Raw genomic sequence first — 24,337 nt, 5'->3', positions numbered from 1 at the left:
GTCCGCCAGAACAATCTGGCTGGCATGACGACCGATTTCAACAGTTCGACAGAGCGCCCGAGTCGCGCGGCACTGGTCGGCGCACACCATCATTGTCATGTGTCACTTAAATGACATTCTTTGCCGCCACTTGCCCCTAAAGCGCGTCGTGTTTGATCGGAGTCGGGCGACGCGCTTTATGTCTTTGTTTTTATGCATGTCGTTTTCCCAAAACCGAGGCACTTTTGGGCGACGTGCACTAGAGGCCGCAATAACAGGACGCGCACCGTTGACCAGCCCGCGTGGAGCGCCGAAAGTTACCGGATTGTTTTGGAGCCGCTTATGTACAGCGCCGTCACGCGCAACATCGAAGTGCAGGTCAGGCCGTTCTATCTGGAGGACCGCTCGGATCCCTCAGAGAACCGCTATGTTTGGGGCTATCAGATAACGATCGACAATCAATCGGACGATTTCGTTCAGCTTTTGTCGCGCTATTGGCACATCACCGACGGCACCGGCCGGGTCGAGGAGGTGCGCGGCCCCGGCGTGGTCGGCGACCAGCCTGAACTCAATCCCGGCGACAGCTACCAGTACACGTCCGGTTGCCCGCTCTCGACACCATCCGGCATCATGGTCGGGCACTACACGATGCGCAACAAGCGGGGCGAGACGTTCGACATCGCCATCCCGGCGTTTTCACTGGATCTGCCGGGAACGAGGCGGACGGTGAATTAGCCTCTTTCTCCCCGTTCTACGGGGAGAAATGCCCGGCAGGGCAATGAGGGGCGGCGCCGAACTCGTGAGATTATCTTTGCACAACGGTGGCTGCCCCTCATCCGCCCTTCGGGCACCTTCTCCCCGTAAACGGGGAGAAGGAAAAACCCTACTACTGAGCCGCAAATTCCGCCGGGTCGAAGTCATATTGCTTCGAGCAGAATTCGCAGGCGACGTGGATGCCGCCGTCCTCGGTGCTGTCCTTGATCTCCTGGGCGGAAAAACCCTCTAGGATACCGCGGATCTTGTCCCGGGAGCACGAGCACTGGTCGGCAACCGGAACGCCGCCAAAGACGCGCACGCCATGCTCGTGGAACAGCCTGTAGAGCAGCCGCTCGGCGCCGATCGTCGGGTCGATCAATTCGGTCGGCTCGATGGTGCCGAGCAGCGCCAGCAACTCCTGCCAGGAATTGTCGGCCGGATCGTGGATCTCCTCGCGCGGATCGCCATCGCCACCCGGCAGGTCCGGCACGCGCATGCGTTCGGGTGACTGCGGCAGGAACTGCGCCAGGATGCCACCGGCGCGCCACTGCTCGCGGGCGCCGCCGGGGCCGGGCGTCAGCAGCTTGGCCACCGACAGCCTGAGATCGGTCGGAATCTGCTCCGACTGACGGAAATAGGTGCGTGCCGCATCTTCCAGCGTCTCGCCATCGAGTTGGACGATACCCTGATAGCGCTGCGTATGAGCGCCCTGGTCAATGGTCAGCGCCAGCACGCCGCTGCCGAGCAGGGTCTGCTGCGACGTTTCGCCTGCCGCGACCAGCGCCTCCAGCCGGTCGGCATCGAAACGCGCATAGGCGCGCAATGCCAAGGGCGTGGAAAAATCCGCGACCAGCATGTCGACAGGCCCGTCGGTGCGGGTCTGCAGGATGAATTTGCCCTCGAACTTGAGCGAGGTGCCGAGCAGCACCGTCAGCACACAGGCCTCCGCCAGCAGGCGGGCGACCGGCTCGGGATAATCGTGGCGGCTGAGGATGGCGTCGAGCATCGGTCCGAGCTGGACGGTGCGGCCACGTACATCGAGCGGGCCGACCTCGAACGGCACGACATGATCGTCGCCGGCGTAGCCGAATTCGCCGAGTTTGGGGTGATGTTCAGTCACTTGATAGGTTTCCAACATGACAAAGCTCCAGGGCGCGGCCAAGCCGCCCTCTCGGGAGCATGCCTCGAAACGCGCTTGATTTGCGTGATGCGGCGCAAATAGGCATCACACCCCCGCAGATCAAGCTCCCAGACACTTCATGCGCCAAGACACCAGGCGAGCACGGCCTTCTGGGCATGGAGCCGATTCTCGGCCTCGTCGAAGACCACCGAATGCGGTCCGTCGATGACCTCGTCGGTCACTTCCTCACCGCGATGCGCCGGCAGGCAGTGCATGAACAGCGCGTCCGGCTTGGCCTTCGCCATCAGCTTGGCATTGACCTGATAAGGCGAGAACACGTTGTGGCCACGGGCGCGATGCTCCTGGCCCATCGACACCCAGCAATCGGTGACGATGCAGTCGGCCTGATCGACGGCTTCCTCGGGCGAGCGGGTGAAGTGCAGCTTGCCGCCATGTGCCTGCGACCAGTCGATATGCTTCTGCGCCGGCTCACTGCCCTCGGGCACGGCGACGTTGAGGTTGAAGCGGAACCGGGCCGAGGCCTCGAGCAGCGAATGCAGCACATTGTTGCCGTCGCCGGTCCAGGCGATGGTTTTGCCTGCGACCGGACCGCGATGCTCCTCGAAGGTCATGATATCGGCCATCAGCTGGCAGGGATGGGTGTCATCGGTCAGCCCGTTGATCACCGGCACGGTGGCGTTCTCGGTCAGTTCCAGCAGCCGCTCGTGCGAGGTGGTGCGGATCATGATCGCATCGACATAACGCGACAGCACCTTGGCGGTGTCGGCGATGGTCTCGGAACGGCCGAGCTGCATCTCGGTGCCGGTCAGCATGATGGTTTCGCCGCCAAGCTGGCGCATGCCGACGTCGAAGGACACGCGCGTGCGCGTCGACGGCTTGTCGAAGATCATCGCCAGCACCTTGCCCTCGAGCGGCTTGGTCCGCTCGCCGGCCTTGAGGCGGGCCTTTCGCACCACCGCATCGTCCAGCATGAAGCGCAGATCGCCTTCGGAGACGGCGGAAAGATCGGTGAAATGGCGAACTGACATTAGGAATGGTTCCGGGATTACTTCGCGGCGGCGGAGGCGATCGCCTCCGCCAGGCCCTTGGCGCCGGCGCGGATGCGGTTGAGCGCGTCGTGGATCTCGGCATCGGTGACGGTGAGCGGCGGCAACAGGCGAATGACGTTGTCGCCGGCCGGCACCGCCAGCAGGTGCTGGTCGCGCAATGCCATGTTCACCTTGGTGTTGGGCATGGCGCATTTGAGGCCGAGCATCAGCCCCGCGCCCCTGATGTCCTCGATGATTTCGGGAAACTCGTCGGCGACCGACGCAAGCCCCTGCTTCAGCAGCAGCGCCTTGCGCTGGACATCTTCGAGGAAGCCGTCTTCCAGCACGACATCGAGCACGGCGTTGCCGACAGCCATGGCCAGCGGGTTGCCGCCGAACGTGGTGCCATGCACGCCAGCGGTCATGCCGACGGCCGCTTCATCCGTGGCAAGGCAGGCGCCCATCGGGAAGCCGCCGCCAATGCCCTTGGCGATCGCCATGATGTCTGGCGTAACCCCTGACCATTCATGCGCGAACAGCTTGCCGGTGCGGCCGATGCCGCACTGGACCTCGTCGAAGATCAACAGCAGGCCGTGCTGCTCGCACAATTGCCTGAGCCGCTTCAGCGATTGCGTCGGCACCGGACGGATACCGCCCTCGCCCTGCACCGGCTCGATCAGGATGGCGGCCGTCTCCGGCGTGATCGCCTTTTCGGCGGCGTCGATGTCGTCGAAACCGACCTGATCGAAACCTTCGACCTTGGGGCCGAAGCCTTCGAGATATTTGTACTGGCCGCCGGCCGCGATGGTCGCCAGCGTGCGGCCATGGAAGGCGCCTTCGAAGGTGATGACGCGGAAGCGCTCGGGGTGTCCGTTGACGAACTGGTAGCGGCGCGCCGTCTTGATTGCGCATTCCAGCGCCTCGGCGCCGGAATTGGTGAAGAACACCTTGTCGGCGAAAGTGGCGTCGACCAGCCGCTCGCCGAGCCGGCTCTGCCCCGGAATCTCATAGAGATTGGAAACATGCCAGAGCTTGGCGGCCTGCTCGGTGAGTGCGGCGACCAGATGCGGATGGCTGTGGCCGAGCGAGTTTACGGCGATGCCGCCGGCAAAATCGAGATATCGCTCGCCTTTGTCGGTAATCAGCCAGGTGCCTTCCCCGTGGTCGAAGGCCAGGGGTGCGCGAGCAAAGGTCTCGTAAAGCGCCGAACCGCTCATTATATGCGTCTCCGGTACCGGAAAATCAAAAAAGCCGCCAAAGCGGCGGCCTGTGCGGCTTATCGTGTTTTTCGGCCATGAAGTCAACGAAAACGTCGCGTAGTGCCGCGCGGCAAGCCCCCTGACGCGATGCCGGCTCATGAGCGACCGGGCAAGTTGGGGAAAACCGAAAAAACCGATTCGTGTTGCCCTTGGGACTCTTGTCACCGAGTCAGCGCATAGAGTAGTTGTAGTCGAGAAATAACTAGATTTCGTGCGGCGGACCTAATCACCAGATATATGTGGTGTCTGCCCCGGCAAATATTGCCGGGCCGGGAAAGGATTCCGATTGCCGCACGCTTAGAGGAGCGCGGTCTCATGAACTGGACTGACGAGCGGGTAGAACTTCTCAGGAAACTGTGGTCGGAGGGTCTGAGCGCAAGCCAGATTGCTGCACAGCTTGGAGGGGTCAGCCGCAACGCGGTCATCGGCAAGGTGCACCGGCTGAAACTGTCGGGCCGCGGACGTTCGACGGCCACGCCGGCACGCCAGAAGAAGGCGGCGCAAGGATCGACCGTTCAGAAATCGGTATCGCGCGCCGCAACGGCCACGCGCCATGTCACGACATCGATCGGCGCGACGGCCTTGCAGACGCAGTTCGACGCCGAACCGGTGGCACGCCACTACATCCGCCCGGTCGAAAATGTCGTGCTGCCGATCTCGCGGCACCTGCAGCTCGTCGAGCTGACCGAGCGGACCTGCAAATGGCCGAACGGCGATCCGCTTTCGGAGGACTTCCATTTCTGTGGCAACGAGGCCGCCGAAACCGGACCCTACTGCAAGTATCACGCCCGCGTGGCGTTCCAGCCGGCATCGGAGCGGCGGCGGAGTCGCTGAGCGAATAGCGAATAGCGAATAGCGAATAGCGAATAGCGAATAGCGAATAGCGAATAGCGAATAGCGAATAGAAACGGCTTGGCTTCTGTGACAGGAAGCAAGCCGTTTTTGTGTTCGCTATTCGCTACTCCCTATTCGCTATTCGCTCACAGCCACCCATTCTTGCGAAACCGCCAGTAGAGGAACGCGCAGATCAGCGCGATCGTGGCCAGCACCATCGGGTAGCCGTATTCCATCTTCAGTTCCGGCATGTCGCTGAAATTCATGCCGTAGATGCCGGCGAGCGCTGTCGGCACCGCCAGGATGGCGGCCCAGGAGGCGAGCTTCTTGGTGTTCGCCGTTTCCTGGCTCTGGCCGACCAGCAGGCTGGCCTCGAAGGCGAACGCCAGCACCTCGCGCAGGCTGTCGATCTTTTCCTGGACGGTGCGGATGTGATCGGTGACGTCGCGAAACAGCGGGTGCATGGCTGTATGGATCTGCGGCAGATCGGCGCTGGTCAGCCGTCGGCAGACTTCGACCAGCGGCAGCGCTGCATTGCGCAGGCGCAGGAGATCGCGGCGCAGCATATAGAGCCGCTCGATGTCGGGACCGGTCATCGGCTTCAGCAGAACCCTGTCCTCGATCACCTCGACTTCGTCCTCGATCTGCTCGAGCACCGGCATGTAATTGTCGACGATGAAATCGAGAATGGCGTAGAGGACGAAATCCTCGCCCTTGGCCAGCGAATGCGGGCAGCTTTCCCAGTGTTGACGAACGGCGGCATAGGACGTCGAGGGACCGTGCCTGACGCTGACGATATAGCCTGAGCCGACGAACAAATGGGTCTCGCCGAAGGTGACCCGGCCGTCGATCAGCTGCGCGGTGCGGGCGACGATGAACAAGGCGTCGCCATATTGCTCGATCTTCGGCCGCTGGTGCGGGTGCTCGGCATCCTCGATCGCCAGCTCATGCAGGTGAAACTGCGCCTGAACGCGCAGCAGCAGGTTGCGGTCGGGCTCGAGCAGGCCAATCCAGACGACATGACCGGATTTTTTTGCCCATTCGCCGGCTTCCTCGATGGGGATGTCGGCGATGCGGCGCCCGGCCGTGTAGACGCCGCAAGCGATAATGCCGGAAGCCGGCGCAGACGCCGGGGTCAGGTTCCGAACATTTTCCATCACGACCTCCCGAAGCAAATCCACGGACGAGGATAGAGGCAAAGCCCGGAAAGCTTAGCGTAATTCGGGTGACGGTTCGAGAGGCGGCCGTTCACTTCACCGGCAGCGTCTCGGAAAGACCGATCTTGTCGGTCTTGTCGCCCTTGGGCCGCTCGGCCGGCAACTGCTCGCCGGTGACGATGTAGTAGATGGTCTCGGCGATGTTGGTGGCGTGATCACCGATACGCTCGATGTTCTTGGCGCAGAACAGCAGGTGCGTGCAGGGCGTGATGTTGCGCGGATCTTCCATCATGTAGGTCAGCAATTCGCGAAACAGCGATGTGTACATGGCGTCGATCTGGTCGTCGCGGTCACGCACGAAGCCGATTTTCTCCACCGAGCGAGACGCGTAGACGTCGAGCACTTCCTTGAGCTGGGTCAGCGCCAGGTTGGCCAGGGCCTCGAGGCCACGGAACAGACTGGTCGGCTGGCGTCCGTCGGTGACGGCGACCACCCGCTTGGCAACGTTCTTGGCGAGGTCGCCAACCCGTTCGAGGTCGGCGGAGATGCGAATGGTGCCGACGATCTCGCGCAAATCCGTCGCCATCGGCTGACGCTTGGCAATGATGATGATCGCCTTGTCGTCGATTTCGCGTTGCCCTTCATCCAGCACGGCATCGTCGCGGATGACCTTCTGAGCCAGTCCCGGATCGGCATTGACCAAAGCGGCGATCGCCTGCTCGACCATGCGCTCGGCATGGCCGCCCATCGCCGCGATGCGCTTCGACAGATATTTCAGCTCCTCGTCATAGGCGCTGACGATGTGCACGGACTGCATGGCAAAATGCCTTCCCACGGGTGTTTTGACTTTGAGTCGTTTCCTCGAATCCCCGCTGATACGCTAGCCGGATGACAGAAAAAAGAAACAGTCCCTTCGAAACTAGGGCGATATCAGTGCGTCGGCAAATGAACCGAGAATGCCGCGCCCTTGCCGAGCTCGGACTTGATCGAAAGCCTGGCGTTGTGGCGCGTCAGGATATGCTTGACGATCGACAAGCCAAGGCCGGTGCCCTTCTGGGTGCGGCTGGTCTCGACATCGACGCGGTAGAAGCGCTCGGTGATGCGCGGAATGTGCTCCTCGGGAATGCCTGGACCAAAATCCCTGATGGTCACGTCGATGCCGGGCTCTGAGCCGGCATCGCTGTGCGCGATCGACACCGTCACGCGCCCGCCCGACTGCCCGTATTTGCAGGCGTTTTCCAGGAGGTTCTCGAAAACCTGGAAAAGCTCGTCGCGATCGCCCGGCACGTCAAGCGGCCCATCGGCATAGTCCCGCTCGATGGCAACGCTGTTTTCCCTGGCCAGCGGTCCAAGCGAATCGATGACGCTGTCAACGGTCTCGCGCAGATCGACCTCGGTTCCAGGCTTCAGATAAGGCTTCATCTCAAGCCGCGACAGCGACAGCAAATCGTCGATCAGGCGCGCCATACGGCCGGTCTGGCTCTGCATGATCTGCAGGAACTGATCGCGCGCCGCCGGGTCGTTGCGGGCCGGCCCGCGCAGCGTTTCGATGAAGCCGGCGATGGAGGCGAGCGGCGTGCGCAATTCGTGGCTGGCATTGGCGATGAAATCGGCACGCATGCGATCGATCCTGCGCGCCTCGCTCTGATCCTTGAACACCAGCACATAGAGATCGGTGGCGTGACCGACCGAGGACGCGCTCACCCGGTAAGCCCGTTCGACCGGCAGCTTTTCCGTGTAGTCGACGACATCGGAGGCAACGTCGCCCGACAGCACGCCGTCCAGCAGCGCCTGCATTTCCGGCGCCCGGAACTTCAACGATAGCGACATGCCCGGCGCGATCCCGCCGAAGGCGGCGAAAGCGGCGGCATTGGCGTGGACGATGGTGGCGGTGCGGTCAAAGATGATCAGCGGATCGGCGACGGCGGCGGCCAGATATTCCCCGGAGAGCCGTTGCAGGCCGATTGCCTCGATGGCAGCGCCGCTCTCGATGGATGGGCGCGCGCCGGTGGTCGGCAGTGTTGCCGCGGCAAGTAGCAAGAGCAGCGCCGCGAGGACGACATAGGCTGAAATCGCGGCCAAGGCATAAACAGCGAGGACCGCAACGATACCGGCCATCAGCAGCCAGCGGCTGATCCACAGCCGAGCGGCTATGGTTTGCCCCGTGTCTTTCTGCTCTGCGTCCAGGTCAGCCATTCGCTCGCGAGCCCGCACCCCATGCCTGCGCACCCGGCCGCACGGTGACGGAAACTTCCGCTGGGCCGCTTGCCGCATGACCCCGAAAATCGGGAATCGATTTTCGGAAAGGATCATGCGCAAATTATAAGTGCTACAGCGTTCTTTGCGCGTCCAAACGGACGCGCGGCGCTGTAGTGGCTCCCAATAGCATGAGTCCGGAAGCTGGAAAGGGTTCGTCTTGATGAAAAAAGCCAAGGAAAGTTCTACCGCGCCGACTTCGGGGCCGCTGAAGATCAGGATCGACGGCAAGGAGCGGGAATTCGACATCGAAAATCCCGTGCTTCCCGACTGGGTCGAGGACAACAAGCTGATCGCCGGCGGCTATCCCTACGACAAGAAGATGAAAAGCGACGAGTATGACGAGACGCTCGAGAAATTGCAGATCGAGCTGGTCAAGGCGCAGGCCTGGCTGCAGTCGACCGGCAAACGGGTGATGGCGCTGTTCGAGGGCCGCGACGCTGCCGGCAAGGGCGGCACGATCTTCGTGGTGCGCCAGTACCTCAACCCGCGCACGGCACGCAATGTGGCGCTGACCAAGCCGACCCCGACCGAGCTAGGGCAATGGTACTACCAGCGCTATGTCGACCATTTCCCGACATCGGGCGAATTCGTTACCTTCGACCGATCCTGGTACAACCGCGCCGGCGTCGAGCCGGTGATGGGTTTTTGCACACCGCAGCAGCACGAGCAGTTTCTCGACGAGACGCCGCATTTCGAGCGGATGATCTCCAACGAGGGCATCCACTTCTTCAAGTTCTGGCTGAACATCGGCCGGGAAACGCAGCTCGAGCGCTTTCACGACCGCCGCTACAGCCCGCTGAAGAGCTGGAAGTTTTCGCCGATCGACGTTGCCGGCATCACCAAGTGGGACGATTACACTGAGGTGCGCGACACCATGTTCGAGCGCACCCACAAGGAGTTCGCGCCGTGGATCATCGTGCGGGCCAATGACAAGCGACGCGCCCGGCTGGCGGTCATGCGGCGCATCCTGTTGTCGCTGCCCTATGACGGGCGCGATCTCGACGTGATCGCCAAGGAGGACAAGAAGATCATCGGCGAAGGGCCGTCATTCCTCGGCAAGCAGGATTGACGCTTCCGCGCCGCGCGGCCAAGGGCCGCGCGGCGATGCTTTTTTCCTCGTGACTCCTAAGCCGCCAGCCGGGCGATGCGCTGCAATCGCCGCAGCGTGGTGTCGTCCTGCAGCGCCTGCTGGAAAAGCGAAATCTCCTGGTCGATGCGGTCACAGAGCGCCTGGGTGTTCCCCTTCAGCAGGCCGCGCGTCTGCAGCAGGGCAGCGACCGGCTTCTTGGCAAGCTGTCTCGCCCGGCCGAGCGCCGCTTCCTCTACGCTGCCGCCCGGCACGATCTCGGCGACGAGGCCGAGCGCCTTGGCATCCTCGGCGCGAAGCGTGTCGCCGAGGCAGAAGAAGCGGAAAGCGCCGGCATAGCCCAGCTTCTGTGGCGCCAGGATGCTGGTCGCCGCATCCGGCACCAGGCCGAAATCGACGAACGGCACCCGGAAGGTGCTTTCATCGGACGCGATCACCATGTCGCAATGGAACAGGATGGTGCAGCCGACGCCGACGGCATCGCCGTCAACGCAGGCAAGGATGGGCTTGGGAAATGTCGCCAGCGTGCGAAACAGATCGGTGACGGCGGCGATCAGCTTCTGGTGCTTGGTGGCGTCGAGGAATTCGGAGAAATCGCCGCCGAGGCAGAAACAGCCTGCCAGGCCGCGCAACACGACGACGCGGACTTCCTCATTGTCGGCCGCTTCATGGAAGGTCTTTGCCAGGCTTTCATAGGCTCTCCTGTCGAGCACCGGCCGGCCATCATTCGACGACACGGTGACGACCAGCGTGTGATTGCGGAGTTCGGGTCGCGGGTATGTGCTCATGACTGTCTCCGACCTCATGACGCACGCCTTTGGCCGAGCATGTCGGGATATCCCCTGGCCAGCACGGGAGCAAAATGATTGCGGCGCGACCGCACCACATCGAGCGTGTGCTCGTTGAAGGTGAGCAGGGTTGCGACCACCTGCTGGTTGCCATAGGTGCGCTGATAGCCCAGCGGGGTCGCCAGGAAGTGCAGCTGCAAGGCGCGCAGCACCCACATCGGCTCGAACTCGATGATCACCTTGTCGACGCCGCGTTTCAGCCCCCACTCGACGAATCCGGCGATCAGTTCGGTGCCGACGGTCGAGACGCCACGACGGCCATCACGAAAACCGGGAGCCACCGCATAGCGGGTCAACTCCCAGATGTTTGGGCCCGATGGCGGCGTTCCTTCGGAAAGGTCGGTCAAAACCTCAGTCAGCAGATGTGGCCGCGTGGTCGGCAACATCCTTTGATAGCCCGCGACTTCGTCACCTCTGATGACGATCTGATGCACTGCCTCGTCATGATCGAACTGGTCGCGTTCGAGCCCGTCGGGGCGCCTGAGATCATCCCATCCCATCTCCTCGACGAATATCTTGTAGCGCAGCCTATGGACGGCCTCCCAAAGGTCGGGACGTTCCATCAATTCCTGGGTTGTAAGGGAAAAAAGCATTCCGCCGTCTCCTGTGTTCAGAGGAAGATACGGCCGTGCTTTGATGAGAAAATTGCGTGATCGCGTAGGCAAGGATTTCAGGTCGGCACGGCCGACCTAACTAATGTAGCCTCGCCTTATCGCTTCGGCGACGGCTTGAACCCGGTTGACGGCACCGAGTTTGCTTTTGGCGTTAAGAAGATGTTTCTCCGAGGTGTGTTCGGAGATGCCGAGGATTTGCGAAATCTCCCATTCCGACTTGCCGACGGCGGCCCATTGCAGGCATTCGCGCTCGCGCGGCGTCAGCACGATATGATCGATGGTCTTGCTCGCCATGGTGTGGAGTTGCATGGCGCGGCCAACCGCGTAGGTCGACACCAACGACACCTGGCCGAACTCGGCAGCGGACAATTCCACGGCCTCGCCGCCCAGCGACACCATGACGATCTGGCCGTCGAGCGTGATCAACGGGAAGGCCAGCCCATCACGCAATTTGAAGGCGCCGGCATCGCCCATCACCTCGCCGCTGCTCTTGTCTATGCGGATGCTCTGCGACGCCTCGCGCCACTGGAAGGGCGCCTGCAGCTGTTTCATATGGCTGACGACGGGGTCGTGATCGACATAGTTGCGCGCCACATAGCGCTCCAGCCACTCGCCAGGCCAATCGCAGAGAAGCACATGCTGCTTTTGCTGGCCGGCCGGCGTGCCTGGCTGCGGTACGGTTCCCGCCATCAATGCGGTGAGACCGAAATCCGACGTTATGCCAAGCAGCCTTTCGCAGACCGCCGCCGCCGTTGCGGCGTGCTGCAGTTGGTCTATGAATTCCAGCGTGCGATCGAACTGACTCATCGCAACATCAACCCCATGTTGCCTCATGCATTGCGGCCAATGATGCGTGCCTGATTTACACTTCGCCACCGACCACGGATTGCAAACCGCATGCTTATTCTGTGGTTCCGGCCTTGATCCTCTCACCAAGGCGGCCAAAGCTGATTTGCAAACCGGCTAAATCATATCCTGAAATCGGCGTGTTGAAATCAAAAACCATTGTGCCTGTGCCATTTTCGTACCAAAACCGGTGCGAGCACGAGTGTGGCGGAGTTTTATCTTGGCGTTCCAGTGGAGATCCTTCGCCCTTGCGATGCTGATCGGATTGCTGTCGTTCGCCGGTGGTGCGCGCGCGGCGGCACCTCAGGTTCCGGTGCTGTGGGATGCCAAGGAGCGGCTGCCCAAGCCGGACCTCTCGGCGCTGCCCCGGCTGAGATTCCTGACCACCACGGACTTCCCGCCCTTCAATTTCCTCGACGGCTCGGGAAAGCTGTCCGGCTTCCACATCGATCTGGCGCGCGCCATCTGCGCCGAGCTTGGCATCGTCGAAAAGTGCCAGATCCAGGCCTTGCCCTGGAGCGAGCTGGAAGGCGCACTGCAGAAAGACGAAGGCGAGGCGATCATAGCCGGCATCGCCGCAACGCCGGACTCGCGCGCGACCTACGCCTTCTCGCGCTCCTATCTGCAGTTCCCGGCGCGCTTCATCATGCCGAAGAGCAAGGCGCTGACCGAACCCGTCTTTGACAAATTGCACGGCAAGCGTGTCGGCGTCATATCGGGCTCAGCGCATGAGCGCATGCTGCGCGACTACTTCAACACGGTTCAGGTCGTCACTTTCGACAGACCGGAAGACCTTTACAACGATCTCAAGGCCGGCAAGGTCGACGCGGCCTTCGGCGACGGCATGCGCCTGGCCTTCTGGCTGGGCGGCTCGGATGCGGCAGGGTGCTGCCGCTTTGCCGGCGGTCCCTATCTGGCGCCCGAATATCTGGGCACCGGCATGGCCATCGCCACCAAAGCGGACAATCCGGCGCTGGCCGCCGCGCTCGACTACGCGCTGCAGGAGATTTCGATGAAAGGCACGTTCGCCGAATTCTATTTGCGCTATTTCCCGGTCAGTTTTTTCTGATCCGGTTCCGGTCAGCTTTTTCTAGGGCGCTGCTGATATTCAGGTGAGCGTACGCAGGCGGGCCTTGGCGGCACGGCCTATTGCCGCGACCGTCAGTGTGTCGAGATCGAGCTGACGACGGATCAGCTGCAGCACCCGCACTTCTTCCATGCGCATTTCGAGATCGACGGCGGCCACCTCGAAGGCGGCGGCATAGGCGGTGTCGCGCAAGCGCTCGGGCAGGGCCTCGGCGACTTCAGCCAGCACGCCTTCCAGCCCGTCCTTTTCGTGCAGGCGCTTCTGGCAGGCCTGGGCGACGCCGACCAGTCTGTCGTGGTTGAAGTCCTCGAACACCGGCCAGGAGCGGACGACCTCGCCGATCCGCGCCAGTTCGACATCGGTCATGTCGCGATCGGAGGCCGAGGTGATGACCATCAGGTAGATCAGGGCTTCATGCGGTGTCGGCAATTTTTTCTCCTTGAACCGGACCTCGAAGGTAGGAACGCTAAATCTGCACCGCAAGGAAAAAGCGCCGCACGCGTTGACGCCCAAGGCGGGCACGCCTAGAGACCGGTTGAAAAACCCTTGGCGCCAGCCCCGCCTTCGAATGATTTGGGCTGGCGAATGATTTGGAAAACAGTGACATGGCGGGATCAAACATCATCGATCTCAATCCCGAGCTGCTGGCGGCCGCGACCGAGAGCAAGGCATGGCCGTTCGAAGAAGCCAAAAAGATCATCGAACGCTACAAAGGCACCGACTTTCCGCAAACGATCCTGTTCGAGACCGGCTACGGACCGTCCGGCCTGCCGCATATCGGCACGTTCGGCGAGGTGGCGCGCACGTCGATGGTGCGCCATGCCTTCCGCGTCCTGACGCAGGACAAGGTTGCCACCAAGCTGCTGTGCTTTTCCGACGACATGGACGGCATGCGCAAGATACCCGACAGCGTGCCGGATCGCGCAGCACTCGAGCAGCACCTGCACAAGCCGCTGTCGTCGGTCCCCAATCCCTTCGGCGACGACTATGCCAGCTTCGCCGACCACAACAACGCGATGCTGTGCCGCTTCCTCGACACGTTCGGCTTCGACTACGAATTCGCCAGCGCGACACAATACTATAAGTCCGGCCGCTTCGACGCGATGCTGCTGCGCGCCGCCGAACGCTATGACCAGATCATGGCGGTGATGCTGCCGACGCTCGGCCCCGAGCGGCAGGCGACCTACAGCCCGTTCCTGCCGATTTCGCCGAAGAGCGGCCGCGTGCTTTACGTGCCGATGAAGCATGTCGACGCCCAGGCCGGCACCATCACCTTCGACGACGAGGGAACCGAGACCACGCTTTCGATCACCGGCGGCCGCGTGAAGCTGCAGTGGAAGCCGGATTTCGGCATGCGCTGGGCAGCCCTTGGCGTCGATTTCGAAATGTTCGGCAAGGATCACCAGACCAATGCCGTGGTCTACGACCGCATCTGCAACATCCTGGGCGGACGGGCGCCGGAGCATTTCGTCTACGAACTGTTCCTCGACGAGAACGGCCAGAAGATCTCGAAGTCGAAAGGCAACGGCCTGACCATCGACGAGTGGCTGACCTATGCGCCGACCGAAAGCCTTGGGCTCTACATGTACCAGCGGCCGCGGCAGGCCAAGAAGCTGTATTTCGACGTCATCCCGCGGGCTGTGGACGAATATTATACCTTCCTTGCCGCGTATCCCCGGCAGGACTGGAAGGAACGGCTGGGCAACCCGGTCTGGCATATGCATGACGGCAACCCGCCCGCGATCGACATGCCGGTGCCGTTCTCGCTGCTGCTCAATCTGGTCAGCGCTTCCAACGCGCAGAACAAGGATGTGCTGTGGGGCTTCATCTCACGCCACACGCAAGGGGTGACGCCAAAGACACATCCCGAACTCGACCAGCTGGTCGGCCATGCGATCCGCTATTTCGACGATTTCGTGAAGCCGACGAAAACCTTCCGCCCGGCCGACGAGGTCGAGCGCGAGGCGCTGCAAGCCCTCGACACGGCGCTTGGCGCGCTGCCAGCGGACGCCAATGGTGAAGCGATCCAGAACGCTTCGCTCAACGTCGCACGCAGGATCGAACGCTATCAGGATCATTCCAAGCAGAGCCCGGAAGGCGGCCCCGGCGTATCGGGTGCCTTCTTCCAGATGATCTATCAGGTGCTGATCGGCCAGGAGCGCGGCCCGCGCTTCGGTTCGTTCGCCGCGCTCTATGGCATTGCCGAGACGCGGGCGCTCATTGAGCGGGCGCTGGCTGGTCAGCTGGCTTGAGCACGCCGTCGACCTCTTCCAGGATCGAACTCGGCGCCTGAGGCGCCGGGCTCGGTGCGGCCGGCATTGCCGGCATGCCGGACAGATCAGGCGCCGATCCGAAAATGCCCTTCTTCGCCGTGCGTGCCTTGTCCCCGGCCTCGACATAGGGCCCACCCTTGGCAGCGCGCGCCCAGCCGTTTTCGACCAGCCATTGACCGATATCCTGCTTGCCGATCCGGCATTCGGCGGCGATCAGGTCGCGGCCGCCCTCGGGCGGCACGGTGCAGACCACCGCGCGGCCGCGCAGGAAGGCGCGGAACGCCGTCCGCGCACGGACGCCGCATGGCCAGGATCTGCCGTCATCGCTACAGGTCTCGTCCTGCCTGACGATGTCGATGCCGGAAACCGCGACCGAGTAGCCCTTCGCTTCGATCAGGCCGGCGGCCGGCGCAACCGGCTGGAACAGCTTTGTGCCGTTCCAGTCGTCAGGCATTTTCGGCTTGGGCGGCACGGCCAGCGCAAGCTTGCTCAACGGCTCGCGCGGCTCGACCCGTTCGAGCCCCTCGGCGGGCAGTTCCGGTGGGGCGACAATTTCGGGATCGATCGCCCTCGAATGTGGCGCCGGCTTTGGCGGCTGTGGAGCTGCTATGGCCGATGTGGCCGGCTCTTCAGGCACCGTCTCGGCGCCTTGCTGCGCGATCGTATCGGCGCCCGGATCAAGCTGATCCACCGTGACGACGCTGTCGCTTCCTTTCAGCGTGCGACCGCCAGTGACGACCATGGCCGCCATCACCGGGACCATCAGAACCGACAGGGCAATATGAAGCAGCCGCACCAGCCGGACCTACTGGCTTGCCCACACAATCCGCGCCACCCATTCGACATCGCGCATGGGAATATCGCGGTCGGGATGTTCGGGATTGAGCGAGACCAGCGCAATCGACTTGACGGTCTGGCGCTCGAGCACCTTGGCCATTACCTCGCCGGCGGTGGTCTTGACGACGACGCGATCGCCCTTGCGGGTGACCGCCCCCGGTTCGACGATGAGGACGTCGCCATTGCGGTAGAGCGGCAGCATGGAATCGCCCTGCACCTGCAGCGCATAGGAACTCTCGGTCGATTGCGCCGGCAGTTCGACCAGATCCCAGCCCTGCCCGGCCGGAAAGCCGGCATCGTCGAAGAAGCCGCCGGCGCCGGCCTGGGCAAAACCGAGCAACGGCACGGAGCTTCTGCGGGCGACCGAAGCGGCATGGCCGGTCGAAGCACCATTGCTGATCCCGGGCCGGCCTTCGATCAGACCGGTGAATTCGTCGAGCGAAGCGCCTGTCGCCTCGATGATCTTGGCAAGCGATTCGGTCGAGGGCCAGCGCGGCCGGCCATCCGACGACAGCCGCTTCGACTTGTTGAAGGCGGTGGAATCGAGCCCCGCGCGCTTGGCCAGACCCGAGGCCGAAAGCGAATAGCGCTCGGCAAGAGCATCGATGGCGGCCCAGACACGGTCATGCGAGAGCACGTCTTGCTCTCCTTCAAACAGGAAAAAATACCTTCCCCGTTCTAACCCCGGGCCACCATCTTGTCCACAGTGCGGGGCCAGTCTATGCCGCCTTCCTGGTCTCACCTTTCACATAGGGATCGAAGCGCTGGTAGAAGCTCTCGCCCTTCTCCGCCATGTCGAGCAGCAGCTTGGGCGCCTTGAACTCGGCGCCGTATTTCTTCTGCAAGGTCTTGGCGATCTTGACGAATGCCTTGGCGCCGATGCCGTCGATGTAGGACAGCGCACCGCCGGTGTAGGGCGCGAAACCGAAGGCGAGGATCGAGCCGACATCGGCCTCACGCGGGTCGGTGACGATGCCCTCTTCCATCACCCGGGCCGCCTCCAGCGCGATGGTGACCAGCAGCCGCTGCTGCAACTCCTCATAATCGACCTTCTCGGGCGCAAGCTGCGGATAGAGATCCTTGAGGCCCGGCCACAGCTTCTTCTTGGCGGGCTTGGCCGGATAATCGTAGAAACCCTTGCCGTTCTTGCGGCCGAAGCGGCCGTGATCGTCGACCATGGTGTTGATCAGCGCCATCTGCTTGGGATCGACGGCCTTGTCGCCCAAATCCCTGATGGTCTGCTTCATGATCTTCTGGGCAAGGTCGATGGCCGTCTCGTCGGTCAGCGCCAAGGGGCCGACCGGCATGCCGGCGGCTTTCGCCGCATTTTCGATCATCGGCGCCGGGACACCTTCAATCAGCATCTTGTAGGCTTCCGACATGTAGCGCAGCACGCAGCGGTTGACGTAGAAGCCGCGCGTGTCGTTGACGACGATCGGCGTCTTCTTGATGGCGCGGACGAAGTCGATTGCCGTGGCCAGCGCCTTGTCGCCGGTCTTCTTGCCCAAAATGATCTCGACCAGCATCATCTTGTCGACTGGCGAGAAGAAATGGATGCCGATGAAATTCTTCGGCCGCGCCGAATTCTTGGCCAGCGACGAGATCGGGATGGTGGAGGTGTTCGACGCGAAGATCGCCGATGGCTTCAACACGGCTTCCGCCTGTTCGGTGGCGCTCTTCTTGACGGCCGAATCCTCGAACACCGCCTCGACCACCAGATCGCAGCCGGCAAGGTCGGCATAGTCGGCCGTCGGCGTGATCAGTGACAGCAATTTGTCCTTGTCCTCCGGCTTGGCGCGGCCCTTCTTCACCTGATCCGAGATCAGGCTGTCGGAATGCGCCTTGCCCTTGGCGGCCGACTCCAGGTCGCGGTCGAGCAGCACCACCGGAATGCCGGCCTTGGCGGTGACATAGGCGATGCCGGCGCCCATGAAGCCGGCGCCGAGAATGCCGATCTTCTTGAATTTGGTTTCGGGCACGCCGGCCGGACGGCGGGCGCCCTTGTTCAGTTCCTGCAGCGACACGAACAGCGAGCGGATCATCGCCGCCGCTTCCTTGGTCTGCATGATCTCGGTGAAGTAGCGCTGCTCGATGCGCAAGGCGGTGTCGAACGGCACCAGCAGGCCTTCATAGACGCATTTGAGGATCGCGGCGGCGGCCGGATAGTTGCCGTAGGTCTCGCGACGCAGGATGGCGATGGCCGGCGGCCACAGATTGAAGCCGGCCGGCGAATAGATCTGGCCGCCGGGCAGCTTGAAACCCTTCTCGTCCCACGGCGCCACCGGCTTCAGGCCGTTCCTGATCATCGCCTTGGCGGTCTCGACCAGCCTGGCCGGCTCGGCGATCTCATGGATCAGGCCCATCGACTTGGCCTTTTGCGGCGACAGCGTCTGGCCGGAGGTCAGCATCTGCAGCGCCTGCTGCTGATCGGTCAGCCGCGGCACGCGCTGGGTGCCGCCGGCACCTGGGAAGATGCCGATCTTCACCTCGGGAAGCGCCATCTTCACCTTGTCGCTGTCGGCGGCGACACGACCGTGGCAGGCGAGCGACAATTCGAAGGCACCGCCCATGCAGGTGCCGTTGATCGCCGACACCCACGGCTTTCCGCAAGTCTCCAGCTTGCGGAACAGGCCGGTCATGATGCCGGCATTGTCGAACAGCGCCTTGGTGGCTTTTTCGGCGTCCTTGCCCTTGTCAGTGGCGAAGGTCGTCAGCATCTTCTGCAGCAGGGTGATGTCGGCACCACCGGAGAAGGTGTCCTTGCCGGAGGTGATCACCGCGCCCTTGATGACGGCGTCGCCAGCCACCTTGTCGACGATGGCGTTCAGTTCCCGCATCGCCTCTTCGGTGAAGACGTTCATCGAACGGCCAGGCATGTCCCAGGTGATCAGCGCAATGCCGTCGGCGTCGATGTCGAGGGTGAAATTGGTATAGCTCATCGTTTCTCTCCCCGTCAGACGCGTTCGATGATGGTTGCGGTGCCCATGCCGGCGCCGATGCACAGCGTCACCAAAGCGGTGTTGAGATCGCGGCGCTCGAGCTCGTCCAGCACTGTGCCGAAGATCATCGCGCCGGTGGCGCCGAGCGGATGGCCCATGGCGATGGCGCCGCCATTGACGTTGATCTTGTCATGCGGAATGTCGAACGCCTGCATGTAGCGCAGCACCACGGAGGCGAAGGCTTCGTTGAGCTCGAACAGGTCGATGTCCGAGAGCTTCATCTTGGCGCGCTTCAACAGCTTCTCGGTGACGTCGACCGGACCAGTCAGCATCAGCACCGGCTCGGAGCCGATGTTGGCGAAGGTGCGGATGCGGGCACGCGGCTTCAGGCCCATAGCCTTGCCGGCCTTCTTCGAACCGAGCAGCACGGCCGCAGCGCCATCGACGATGCCGGACGAATTGCCGGCATGGTGGACGTGGTTGACCTCTTCCACCTCGGGATGCTTCTGCACGGCGACAGCGTCGAAGCCGCCCATTTCGCCAGGCATGACGAAGGACGGGTTGAGCGAGGCCAGCGACTGCATGTCGGTCGACGGGCGCATGTGCTCGTCATGGTCGAGGATGGTCAGGCCGTTCTGGTCCTTGATCGGGATGACGGACTTCTTGAAGCGGCCATCGGCCCAGGATTTTGCGGCGCGCTTCTGGCTCTCGACCGCATAGGCGTCGACGTCGTCGCGGGAGAAGCCGTATTTGGTGGCGATCAGGTCGGCCGAGATGCCTTGCGGCACGAACCAGCCAGGCAGGCCGACAGACGGGTCCATGAACCAGGCACCGCCGGAGGCGCCCATGCCGACGCGCGACATCGATTCGACGCCGCCGGCGATGACGATCTCATCGGCGCCCTGCGCGATCTTGGCGGCGCCGAGATTGATGGCGTCGAGCCCCGAAGCGCAGAAGCGCGAGATCTGCATGCCGGGCGCCTTGGTGTCGTAGCCGGCCTCGAAGGCTGCGGCGCGTGGAATGACAGAGCCTGCCTCGCCGACCGGGTCGACGCAGCCGAAGATGATGTCATCGACAGTGCCGGTATCGAGCCCATTGCGGTCGCGCAACGCTTCGAGCGTCTTGGCGGCAAGCCGCACCGCTGGCACCTCGTGCAGCGATCCGTCCTTCTTGCCCTTGCCGCGCGGCGTGCGCACGGCGTCATAGACATAAGCTTCAGCCATTTTCTTGCTCCCTGGTTTATCGAACGACTTTAAACTGATGCATGTCGATCCCCCAAAACCGGGACCACTTTTGAGCGACATGCATTAGAGCGAGCGTCCGATCAGCAATTTCATGATCTCGTTGGTGCCGCCGTAGATGCGCTGGACGCGAGCGTCGCGGAACATGCGGGCGATCGGATATTCATTCATGTAGCCATAGCCGCCATGCAGTTGAAGGCATTCGTCGACGACTTTCCCCTGCAGGTCGCTGAGCCAGTACTTGGCCATCGACGCGGTTACGGGATCAAGGCCGCCGGCGATGTGGCGGGTGACGCAATCATTGTAGAAGACGCGGCCGATGGTGGCCTCGGTCTTGAGTTCGGCCAGCTTGAACTGGGTGTTCTGGAAATCGATGATCGCTTTGCCGAACGCCTTGCGCTCCTTGACGTAATCGATGGTCAGCGCCAGCGCCCGCTCGATCATGGCGATGGCGCCAGTGCCGATCTGCAGCCGCTCCTGCGGCAATTGCTGCATCAGCTGGACGAAGCCCTGCCCTTCCTCGTGGCCGAGCAGGTTGGAGGTCGGCACGCGCATGTCGTTGAAGAACAGTTCAGACGTGTCGTTGGCCTTCAAGCCGATCTTGTCGAGGTTGCGGCCGCGCTGGAACCCTTCGACCTCATCGGTCTCGACGACGATCAGCGATGTGCCCTTGGCGCCCTTCTCCGGATCGGTCTTGGTGACGACGATGATGAAGTTCGCAAGCTGGCCGTTGGTGATGAAGGTCTTGGAACCATTGATCTTGTACTGGTTGCCATCCTTCTGCGCCCGCGTCTTGACGCCTTGCAGGTCGGAGCCGGCGCCGGGCTCGGTCATGGCGATGGCACCGATCAGCTCGCCGGTCGCCAGCTTCGGCAGCCATTTCTTCTTCTGCTCCTCGGAGCCGTAGTGGAGGATGTAGGGGGCGACGATCGAATTGTGCAGGCCGATGCCGAAGCCGTCGACGCCGACATGGCCGATTGCCTCGATGATGGCGCTCTCATGCGCGAAGGTACCGCCCGAGCCGCCATATTCTTCCGGCATCGAGGCGCAGAGCAGGCCGGCCGCACCGGCCTTCAGCCAGCTCTCGCGGTCGACCATCTCGTTCTTCTCGAACTCGTCGTAGCGCGGCGCGATCTCCTCCGACATGAAACGGTGCGCCATGTCGTAGAGCATGCCGACCTCGTCCGCCGCCCAGGCGGGCTTGGGGAGGTTCAGGATTTCGGCTGGGTTGGTCATGTTGGTATGATACTCCTCCCAGAGCACATCGTCAGAGTTGAGGTCGGCGCACTTCACGCAGGACCCCACCCGGCCCTTCGGGCCACCCTCCCCTCACGGGGGAGGGGGACGCCGATCATCTTTAGAACGCTTCCGCCGGCAGTGCCATCAATGTGTCGGCGCCGCTCGAAATGCGGGCGAGATGAGCTGATGTCTCCGGCATGATCCGCTCCATGAAGAAGCGCCCCGTCACAACCTTGTTGCCGTAGAAGGACTGAGCGCCATTGGCGCCCGTCTTGCCAAGTGCCGCCTTGGCCATCTGCGCCCACATGTAGCCCAGCGCGACAAGGCCGAAGAGATGCATGTAGTCGGTCGAGGCGGCGCCCGCATTGTCGGGTTTGGCCATGCCGTTCTGCACCAGCCACATGGTCGCCGCCTGCAGATCGTTGAGACCCTTCTTCAAGGCCTTGGTGAACGGCGCCATCTTCTCGTCGGAGCGGTTCTCCTCGCAGAATTCGCCGACCTCCTTGAAGAAAGCCTGCACAGCGCGGCCGCCATTCAGGCCGAGCTTGCGGCCGACGAGGTCGAGCGCCTGGATGCCGTTGGCGCCTTCATAGATCATGGCGATGCGGGCATCGCGCACGAACTGGCTCATGCCATGCTCTTCGATATAACCGTGACCGCCGAACACCTGCTGCGCCATGACGGCGTGGTCGAAGCCCTTGTCGGTGAGCACGCCCTTGACCACCGGCGTCATCAGGCCGGTGTAGTCGTCGGCGGCCTGGCGGTCCTTGTCGTCACCGGAGCGGTGGGCAATATCGGATTTGATCGCCGTCCACAGCGCCAGCGCGCGGCCGGCCTCGTTGAAGGCTTTCATGGTCATCAGGCTGCGGCGGATGTCGGGATGGACGATGATCGGATCGGCCTTCTTGTCCGGCGCCTTCGGCCCCGACAATGAGCGGCCCTGTAAGCGGTCCTTGGCGTAGGCGACGGCGTTCTGGTAGGCGATCTCCGACAGCGAAAGCCCCTGCAGGCCGACGCCAAGGCGTGCCTCGTTCATCATCGTGAACATCGCCTTCAGGCCGCCATTGGCCTCGCCGAGCAGCGTGCCTTGCGCCTCGTCATAGTTCATGACGCAGGTCGAATTGCCGTGGATGCCCATCTTCTCCTCGATCGAGCCGCAGGAGACCGTGTTCCTGGTGCCCGGATTGCCCAATGCATCGAGCATGAGCTTCGGTACGATGAACAGCGAGATGCCCTTGACGCCTTCCGGCGCGCCCTCGATGCGGGCCAGCACCAGATGGACGATGTTGTCCGACATGTCGTGCTCGCCGGCCGAGATGAAGATCTTCTGGCCTGAAATCTTGTAGGTGCCATCGCCGTTCGGCACCGCCTTGGTGCGCAGCAGGCCGAGATCGGTGCCGCAATGCGGCTCGGTCAGGTTCATGGTGCCGGTCCAGGCGCCTTCGATCATCCTGGGCAGCCACTTGGCCTTCTGCTCGTCGGTGCCGTGGGTGATGACCGCCGCGATCGCGCCTTGCGTCAGGCCCGGATACATCATCAGCGACATGTTGGCCGAGACCATATATTCGGCGACGGCTGTGTGCACGGCATAGGGCAGGCCCTGGCCGCCGAACTCGACCGGTGCGGCCAATCCCATCCAGCCGCCCTCGCGATACTGGTCGAAGGCCTCCTTGAAGCCTTTCGGCGTGGTCACCGAGCCATCGTCATGACGCACGCAGCCTTCCATGTCGCCGACACGGTTCAGCGGGTGCATGACGTTTTCGGCGAGCTTGGCGCCTTCGGCGAGGATCGCCTCGAGCACATCGGGCGTGGCGTCGGAAAATCCGGGAAGGTTCGAATAGCGCTGATAACCCAGCACCTCGTTGAGCACGAACAGCGTGTCCTGGACTGGAGCCCTGTATGTCGGCATGCCTTTTCTCCACCCTGCAAACCCGGTCCGGACGCCCCGATGACAAGCCAGGGGCGGCATGCGGACCCATGTTGTGAGCGGGATAGCAAAAATTGACGTTTGCGTAAACGTCAATTTCTTCGATGCGACAAGATTTCCCGCCCACTGCGGCAATGAGCGTAGCGGCGCGACGTCGCGCAAGCCAGCGCCGAAAGGCTATAGGGATGGGACCAAGACAACGAAAAGCCGCGCGGCAGAGACCACGCGGCTTTGATCGTCAGACAATCAGCGGATGACTTAGCTCGCGGCACTCGCCTGCGGCGCCGAACGCTCGGCGAGCATCTGGCGCACCGCCGACATCGAGCCGCTCAGCTCGCTGATGGCGTCGTCGATCAGCGCCCGTTGCTTCTGCAGGCGGGCAAGCTGCTTTTCCGACTTGTCCAGCGCGAGCTTGAGCTGCTTGGTGTTTGAACCGGTCGGATCGTAGAGATCCATCATCTGCTTGACGTCGCGCAGCGAGAACCCGACCTTGCGGCCAAGCAGGATCAGCTTCAGCCGGGCCTTGTCGCGGCGCGTGTAGAGACGGGTCGAACCGTCACGCTGCGGGTTGAGCAGGCCCTTGTCTTCGTAGAAACGCAGCGTGCGCAGCGTCACTCCGTATTTCTTCGCCATCTCGCCGATGCGGACAAGGTCCTCGCCGGCTTCGATAGACATATTGGTATTGGCCGCGGTCTCGCCGGCCGAGATAAGCTTCATGGTCACTGGCTTTCCCCGTCTGGTGGCGTCGCGGTCCTGGACCGTGCGTCGCCTGACTGGAAGCAGGGGCGTGCTTCCCGTCGTGGTTTCAACAAACAAATCGCAAACAGCACGCTCGATGCGCCTTTTACGTTTACGTCAATTCTATACCGATAGCCGCCTCATGACGCAAGGGCGTTCTGCGCGGTGAGCTTTATGCCGCACCGCCAAGTCGGCAGCCAACATCCTTGCAACTTCTTAAGTTTGGTTAACGCGTTGTTTACCACGTT

At 62.6% G+C, this 24,337-nt stretch carries 22 protein-coding genes; 5 read left to right on the top strand and 17 right to left on the bottom strand.

What is annotated here, in order from left to right; all coding sequences use genetic code 11:
- Positions 1 to 321: 321 nt before the first annotated feature.
- Entirely contained in the window at positions 322 to 714 is a 393-nt protein-coding gene (apaG, locus tag FCU66_RS05005) for a Co2+/Mg2+ efflux protein ApaG (protein ID WP_013533640.1), read from the top strand.
- Positions 715 to 865: 151 nt separating this feature from the next.
- Here the strand turns inward: apaG and FCU66_RS05000 are convergent, their stop codons facing one another.
- From FCU66_RS05000 to FCU66_RS04990, 3 genes are all read right to left on the bottom strand, one after another.
- Entirely contained in the window at positions 866 to 1,873 is a 1,008-nt protein-coding gene (locus FCU66_RS05000) for an Hsp33 family molecular chaperone (RefSeq protein WP_168991980.1), read from the bottom strand.
- A 119-nt stretch (positions 1,874 to 1,992) separates the two neighbouring features.
- Positions 1,993 to 2,904 carry an ornithine carbamoyltransferase gene (gene argF, locus FCU66_RS04995; RefSeq protein ID WP_136619647.1) on the bottom strand — a complete coding sequence of 304 codons (912 nt, stop codon included), beginning with the start codon at positions 2,902 to 2,904 and terminating at the stop codon, positions 1,993 to 1,995.
- A 17-nt stretch (positions 2,905 to 2,921) separates the two neighbouring features.
- Positions 2,922 to 4,121, bottom strand: a complete 1,200-nt coding sequence (locus tag FCU66_RS04990; RefSeq protein ID WP_136619646.1) for an aspartate aminotransferase family protein — start codon at positions 4,119 to 4,121, stop codon at positions 2,922 to 2,924.
- Between the two features lie 357 nt (positions 4,122 to 4,478).
- On the opposite strand from FCU66_RS04990, the gene FCU66_RS04985 reads away from it, so the two are divergent.
- Complete coding sequence (locus FCU66_RS04985) at positions 4,479 to 4,997, top strand: GcrA family cell cycle regulator (protein WP_136619645.1); 519 nt, start codon at positions 4,479 to 4,481, stop codon at positions 4,995 to 4,997.
- A 146-nt stretch (positions 4,998 to 5,143) separates the two neighbouring features.
- Here the strand turns inward: FCU66_RS04985 and FCU66_RS04980 are convergent, their stop codons facing one another.
- The 3 genes from FCU66_RS04980 to FCU66_RS04970 form a co-directional block, all read right to left on the bottom strand.
- The gene (locus FCU66_RS04980) at positions 5,144 to 6,154 is read right to left on the bottom strand and encodes a magnesium and cobalt transport protein CorA (RefSeq protein WP_136619644.1); all 1,011 of its coding nucleotides are present in this window, start codon (positions 6,152 to 6,154) and stop codon (positions 5,144 to 5,146) included.
- Between the two features lie 91 nt (positions 6,155 to 6,245).
- A complete protein-coding gene (phoU, locus tag FCU66_RS04975) occupies positions 6,246 to 6,971 on the bottom strand; it encodes a phosphate signaling complex protein PhoU (protein ID WP_136619643.1) in 726 nt (241 codons plus the stop codon).
- Positions 6,972 to 7,084: 113 nt separating this feature from the next.
- Positions 7,085 to 8,350 carry an ATP-binding protein gene (locus FCU66_RS04970; protein WP_168991979.1) on the bottom strand — a complete coding sequence of 422 codons (1,266 nt, stop codon included), beginning with the start codon at positions 8,348 to 8,350 and terminating at the stop codon, positions 7,085 to 7,087.
- A gap of 223 nt (positions 8,351 to 8,573) precedes the next feature.
- Here FCU66_RS04970 and ppk2 point away from each other — a divergent pair, with 223 nt between their 5' ends.
- The gene (gene ppk2, locus FCU66_RS04965; protein WP_136619641.1) at positions 8,574 to 9,482 is read left to right on the top strand and encodes a polyphosphate kinase 2; all 909 of its coding nucleotides are present in this window, start codon (positions 8,574 to 8,576) and stop codon (positions 9,480 to 9,482) included.
- Between the two features lie 56 nt (positions 9,483 to 9,538).
- Here the strand turns inward: ppk2 and FCU66_RS04960 are convergent, their stop codons facing one another.
- The 3 genes from FCU66_RS04960 to FCU66_RS04950 all read right to left on the bottom strand — a co-directional run bounded on the left by FCU66_RS04960 (position 9,539) and on the right by FCU66_RS04950 (position 11,769).
- Positions 9,539 to 10,288, bottom strand: coding sequence for an enoyl-CoA hydratase-related protein (locus tag FCU66_RS04960; RefSeq protein WP_136619640.1), 750 nt, complete (start codon positions 10,286 to 10,288; stop codon positions 9,539 to 9,541).
- Between the two features lie 14 nt (positions 10,289 to 10,302).
- Positions 10,303 to 10,941 (bottom strand): acyl-homoserine-lactone synthase, encoded by a 639-nt coding sequence (locus FCU66_RS04955; RefSeq protein WP_136619639.1) that lies wholly within the window; start codon positions 10,939 to 10,941, stop codon positions 10,303 to 10,305.
- Between the two features lie 96 nt (positions 10,942 to 11,037).
- A complete protein-coding gene (locus tag FCU66_RS04950; protein ID WP_136619638.1) occupies positions 11,038 to 11,769 on the bottom strand; it encodes a helix-turn-helix transcriptional regulator in 732 nt (243 codons plus the stop codon).
- Positions 11,770 to 12,028: 259 nt separating this feature from the next.
- Between FCU66_RS04950 and FCU66_RS04945 the strand changes: the two genes are divergently transcribed.
- Entirely contained in the window at positions 12,029 to 12,877 is an 849-nt protein-coding gene (locus FCU66_RS04945) for an ABC transporter substrate-binding protein (protein WP_136619637.1), read from the top strand.
- Positions 12,878 to 12,916: 39 nt separating this feature from the next.
- Here the strand turns inward: FCU66_RS04945 and FCU66_RS04940 are convergent, their stop codons facing one another.
- Positions 12,917 to 13,324, bottom strand: coding sequence for a tellurite resistance TerB family protein (locus FCU66_RS04940; RefSeq protein WP_082525486.1), 408 nt, complete (start codon positions 13,322 to 13,324; stop codon positions 12,917 to 12,919).
- Between the two features lie 176 nt (positions 13,325 to 13,500).
- Between FCU66_RS04940 and FCU66_RS04935 the strand changes: the two genes are divergently transcribed.
- Positions 13,501 to 15,147, top strand: coding sequence for a lysine--tRNA ligase (locus FCU66_RS04935; protein ID WP_136619636.1), 1,647 nt, complete (start codon positions 13,501 to 13,503; stop codon positions 15,145 to 15,147).
- Here FCU66_RS04935 and FCU66_RS04930 read toward each other — a convergent pair.
- The 7 genes from FCU66_RS04930 to FCU66_RS04900 all read right to left on the bottom strand — a co-directional run bounded on the left by FCU66_RS04930 (position 15,113) and on the right by FCU66_RS04900 (position 24,068).
- Positions 15,113 to 15,964, bottom strand: a complete 852-nt coding sequence (locus FCU66_RS04930; protein WP_348640054.1) for a thermonuclease family protein — start codon at positions 15,962 to 15,964, stop codon at positions 15,113 to 15,115. The genes FCU66_RS04935 and FCU66_RS04930 overlap by 35 nt on opposite strands.
- Positions 15,965 to 15,973: 9 nt before the next feature.
- A complete protein-coding gene (locus FCU66_RS04925) occupies positions 15,974 to 16,642 on the bottom strand; it encodes a S24 family peptidase (RefSeq protein ID WP_136619635.1) in 669 nt (222 codons plus the stop codon).
- A gap of 82 nt (positions 16,643 to 16,724) precedes the next feature.
- Positions 16,725 to 18,944: a 3-hydroxyacyl-CoA dehydrogenase NAD-binding domain-containing protein gene (locus FCU66_RS04920; RefSeq protein WP_136619634.1), complete on the bottom strand. Its 2,220-nt coding sequence runs from the start codon at positions 18,942 to 18,944 to the stop codon at positions 16,725 to 16,727.
- A 14-nt stretch (positions 18,945 to 18,958) separates the two neighbouring features.
- Positions 18,959 to 20,167: an acetyl-CoA C-acetyltransferase gene (locus FCU66_RS04915; protein WP_136619633.1), complete on the bottom strand. Its 1,209-nt coding sequence runs from the start codon at positions 20,165 to 20,167 to the stop codon at positions 18,959 to 18,961.
- A gap of 84 nt (positions 20,168 to 20,251) precedes the next feature.
- Complete coding sequence (locus tag FCU66_RS04910) at positions 20,252 to 21,421, bottom strand: acyl-CoA dehydrogenase family protein (RefSeq protein WP_136619632.1); 1,170 nt, start codon at positions 21,419 to 21,421, stop codon at positions 20,252 to 20,254.
- Between the two features lie 121 nt (positions 21,422 to 21,542).
- Complete coding sequence (locus tag FCU66_RS04905) at positions 21,543 to 23,333, bottom strand: acyl-CoA dehydrogenase (RefSeq protein ID WP_136619631.1); 1,791 nt, start codon at positions 23,331 to 23,333, stop codon at positions 21,543 to 21,545.
- Between the two features lie 276 nt (positions 23,334 to 23,609).
- Positions 23,610 to 24,068 carry a MerR family transcriptional regulator gene (locus FCU66_RS04900; RefSeq protein ID WP_136619666.1) on the bottom strand — a complete coding sequence of 153 codons (459 nt, stop codon included), beginning with the start codon at positions 24,066 to 24,068 and terminating at the stop codon, positions 23,610 to 23,612.
- Between the last annotated feature and the right edge of the window lie 269 nt (positions 24,069 to 24,337).

The sequence above is a fragment of the Mesorhizobium norvegicum genome (assembly GCF_004919685.1).
Taxonomy (GTDB): Bacteria; Pseudomonadota; Alphaproteobacteria; order Rhizobiales; family Rhizobiaceae; genus Mesorhizobium; species Mesorhizobium norvegicum.
Note: the sequence above shows the minus strand (reverse complement) of the source record. Positions and strands in the feature narration are given on the sequence as shown.

What these genes read in the sequence shown, in the direction of transcription:
- apaG (WP_013533640.1), top strand. Translation starts at nt 322, where the DNA reads ATGTACAGCGCCGTCACGCGCAACATCGAAGTGCAGGTCAGGCCGTTC.
- FCU66_RS05000 (WP_168991980.1), bottom strand. Translation starts at nt 1,873, where the DNA reads ATGTTGGAAACCTATCAAGTGACTGAACATCACCCCAAACTCGGCGAA.
- argF (WP_136619647.1), bottom strand. Translation starts at nt 2,904, where the DNA reads ATGTCAGTTCGCCATTTCACCGATCTTTCCGCCGTCTCCGAAGGCGAT.
- FCU66_RS04990 (WP_136619646.1), bottom strand. Translation starts at nt 4,121, where the DNA reads ATGAGCGGTTCGGCGCTTTACGAGACCTTTGCTCGCGCACCCCTGGCC.
- FCU66_RS04985 (WP_136619645.1), top strand. Translation starts at nt 4,479, where the DNA reads ATGAACTGGACTGACGAGCGGGTAGAACTTCTCAGGAAACTGTGGTCG.
- FCU66_RS04980 (WP_136619644.1), bottom strand. Translation starts at nt 6,154, where the DNA reads ATGGAAAATGTTCGGAACCTGACCCCGGCGTCTGCGCCGGCTTCCGGC.
- phoU (WP_136619643.1), bottom strand. Translation starts at nt 6,971, where the DNA reads ATGCAGTCCGTGCACATCGTCAGCGCCTATGACGAGGAGCTGAAATAT.
- FCU66_RS04970 (WP_168991979.1), bottom strand. Translation starts at nt 8,350, where the DNA reads ATGGCTGACCTGGACGCAGAGCAGAAAGACACGGGGCAAACCATAGCC.
- ppk2 (WP_136619641.1), top strand. Translation starts at nt 8,574, where the DNA reads ATGAAAAAAGCCAAGGAAAGTTCTACCGCGCCGACTTCGGGGCCGCTG.
- FCU66_RS04960 (WP_136619640.1), bottom strand. Translation starts at nt 10,288, where the DNA reads ATGAGCACATACCCGCGACCCGAACTCCGCAATCACACGCTGGTCGTC.
- FCU66_RS04955 (WP_136619639.1), bottom strand. Translation starts at nt 10,941, where the DNA reads ATGCTTTTTTCCCTTACAACCCAGGAATTGATGGAACGTCCCGACCTT.
- FCU66_RS04950 (WP_136619638.1), bottom strand. Translation starts at nt 11,769, where the DNA reads ATGAGTCAGTTCGATCGCACGCTGGAATTCATAGACCAACTGCAGCAC.
- FCU66_RS04935 (WP_136619636.1), top strand. Translation starts at nt 13,501, where the DNA reads ATGGCGGGATCAAACATCATCGATCTCAATCCCGAGCTGCTGGCGGCC.
- FCU66_RS04920 (WP_136619634.1), bottom strand. Translation starts at nt 18,944, where the DNA reads ATGAGCTATACCAATTTCACCCTCGACATCGACGCCGACGGCATTGCG.
- FCU66_RS04915 (WP_136619633.1), bottom strand. Translation starts at nt 20,167, where the DNA reads ATGGCTGAAGCTTATGTCTATGACGCCGTGCGCACGCCGCGCGGCAAG.
- FCU66_RS04910 (WP_136619632.1), bottom strand. Translation starts at nt 21,421, where the DNA reads ATGACCAACCCAGCCGAAATCCTGAACCTCCCCAAGCCCGCCTGGGCG.
- FCU66_RS04905 (WP_136619631.1), bottom strand. Translation starts at nt 23,333, where the DNA reads ATGCCGACATACAGGGCTCCAGTCCAGGACACGCTGTTCGTGCTCAAC.
- FCU66_RS04900 (WP_136619666.1), bottom strand. Translation starts at nt 24,068, where the DNA reads ATGAAGCTTATCTCGGCCGGCGAGACCGCGGCCAATACCAATATGTCT.